The following is a 1,244-nucleotide window of genomic DNA, read 5'->3' on the forward strand; positions in this document are numbered from 1 at the left end:
CGGCTTCTCCTTCGGCGTCTCGCGCCTGGCCTCGGCCCTGCGGGCGGCGGGGCGGGACCTGGGCGGTCAGGCGCGCGGACCCGTCGTGGTCATCGCCTTCAACACCGAGGACATGCCTGCCTATTACGGCGTGGTGGGGGAGCTTCGGGCCGCCGGCATCGCCGCCGAGGTCTATCTGGGCAGCTCGGGCATGCGTCCGCAGATGAAGTACGCCGACCGCCGGATGGCGCCGGCCGCCATCATGCTGGGGGGCGACGAGATCGCCGCCGGCACGGTGACGGTGAAGGACCTGGATCTCGGCCGCGAACTCTCCGCCGGGGTCACCGACAACGCCGAGTGGCGCGAGCAGCGACCCGGCCAGCAGACCATTCCGCGCGCCGAGCTGATTCCGGCTCTGCGCCGCATCCTGGACGCCTCGAAATGAGGGCCGAACCGCGGGTTCCCGCCGACACCCTGGCCAACCTCCGCGCGCCGCTGAGCCAGGGCGCGCAGGGGATCGACGCCCCCATCCTGCAGCCGCTTGGCCTATTGCTGGAACTGGCCGGCGAGGCCATGCGCGCCCGGCTGTTCGTGGTCCAGGCCGAGGGGGGCGAGGAGTCCTGCCTGCGGCCCGACTTCACCGTGCCGGTGACCCGCCAGCACCTGGACGCAGGGGCCGCCTCGGGCCGTTACTACTATGAGGGCAAGGCCTTCCGCGCCTCGCCCGACCACCCCGACCGTCCCGAGGAGTTCGTGCAGATCGGCCTGGAGCGGTTCGACGCGGCCGGGACCCCGATCCTGGAGGCTGACGCCGAGATCGCGGCCCTCGCCTGGCGCTCGGCCCTGGCCGGCGGCCGCGACGACCTGCTGCTCTGGCTGGGGGACATCGCCCTGTTCGCCGCCTTCGTCGACAGCCTGGACCTCGCCCCGTCCCTGGCCGCCCGCCTGAAGCGCGCGGCCTCGCGGCCCCGTCTGCTGCAGGCCGAGTTGGCCCGCGCCGGCGGCGCACCCAAGGCGGTGGAAAGCGGCGCCCTGGCCGACCTGCTGGCCAGCCGCTCGCCGGACCAGGCCGCGATCCTGCTGGAGGAGGTCTGGGCCCTGGCCGGGATCGAGCCCGTGGGGGGGCGCGGCCCCGCCGAGATCGCCCAGCGTCTGATCCGCCGGGCCGAGGCGGCTACCGCCCCGGCGCTCACCCTGCGACAGGCCGACAGTCTGCGCCGCTTCCTGGCGGTGGCCGATACGCCGCCCGCCGCCCTGGCGGCCCT

2 protein-coding genes are annotated in these 1,244 nt (G+C 74.7%); both read left to right on the plus strand.

Annotation, left to right across the window (positions count from 1 at the left end; genetic code table 11):
- Nucleotides 1-424: His/Gly/Thr/Pro-type tRNA ligase C-terminal domain-containing protein (locus Q7U10_05165; protein ID MDO8282000.1), on the plus strand; the 424-nt coding region annotated here is incomplete at its 5' end.
- Nucleotides 421-1,244: ATP phosphoribosyltransferase regulatory subunit (locus tag Q7U10_05170; protein ID MDO8282001.1), on the plus strand; the 824-nt coding region annotated here is incomplete at its 3' end. The genes Q7U10_05165 and Q7U10_05170, both read left to right, overlap by 4 nt.

Source organism: Thermodesulfovibrionia bacterium (assembly GCA_030646035.1).
Taxonomy (GTDB): domain Bacteria; phylum Nitrospirota; class Thermodesulfovibrionia; order UBA6902; family UBA6902; genus JACQZG01.